The following is a 746-nucleotide window of genomic DNA, read 5'->3' on the forward strand; positions in this document are numbered from 1 at the left end:
CAACAAGTGGTCTATCCCACCGATAATGGTAAACTAGAATATGGTAAAAACTTTAATAGTTATCAACAACAACAAGCATTCACAGAAACTGTTGCAGAGAACTCAATAATACTCATCACTCAACTTGGCGCTCATCAGCCTACTCCATTAGGTTTTTACGACTTAATCAATGAAAATTTAGAATGGGTTGCTGATTGGTATGCACCTGACTATTATTCAAAATCACCAGAAAAAAATCCTAAGGGGCCTGAAACAGGTACAGCTAAAGTCCTTAGAAGTACCAATATTAATGATGAATATATGATTCGAACTGCTTTTGGCTTTACTTTTTCAAGAATGTTCATGGAACCTAAAAAACAAAATGATGAATTATCCTATTATAATACCTCTGTTAGATGCGCCACCAACAACACTAACCCTTTATTTTAATTAATTATTATTATTCAAACGCCAAATCCCTTTAACCTATATATTTTTTAACAGAATCAAACTTTATATTATGCAGATTAGCAGTTAAGATAAAAACTAAAATATTGATAGTCTTATTTAAAAATGATGAAACACAATATAATTGCTATTTTACTCTCCACTTTAGCCTTATCTGCTTGTGCAAAAACTACCAATGAGACGCATAGCAACTCAACAGCTCAAAAGACCAATGAAAAAAACGATCTTGAGTTACAACAAAGAATTAAAACATTGGTGGAGAAAACCAAAAAGAATATGATTTTTGTACAAGGTGGCAC

General features: G+C 32.0%; 1 protein-coding gene and 1 pseudogene. Both read left to right on the top strand.

Going from position 1 to position 746, the window contains the following annotated elements; genetic code table 11:
* On the top strand, positions 1–429 hold a 429-nt coding region (locus F938_RS17585), incomplete at its 5' end, for a formylglycine-generating enzyme family protein (RefSeq protein WP_005033919.1).
* A 123-nt stretch (positions 430–552) separates the two neighbouring features.
* Positions 553–746, top strand: a pseudogene (locus F938_RS24615) (formylglycine-generating enzyme family protein); the annotation flags it as partial.

The organism is Acinetobacter bereziniae LMG 1003 = CIP 70.12 (assembly GCF_000368925.1).
GTDB lineage: Bacteria > Pseudomonadota > Gammaproteobacteria > Pseudomonadales > Moraxellaceae > Acinetobacter > Acinetobacter bereziniae.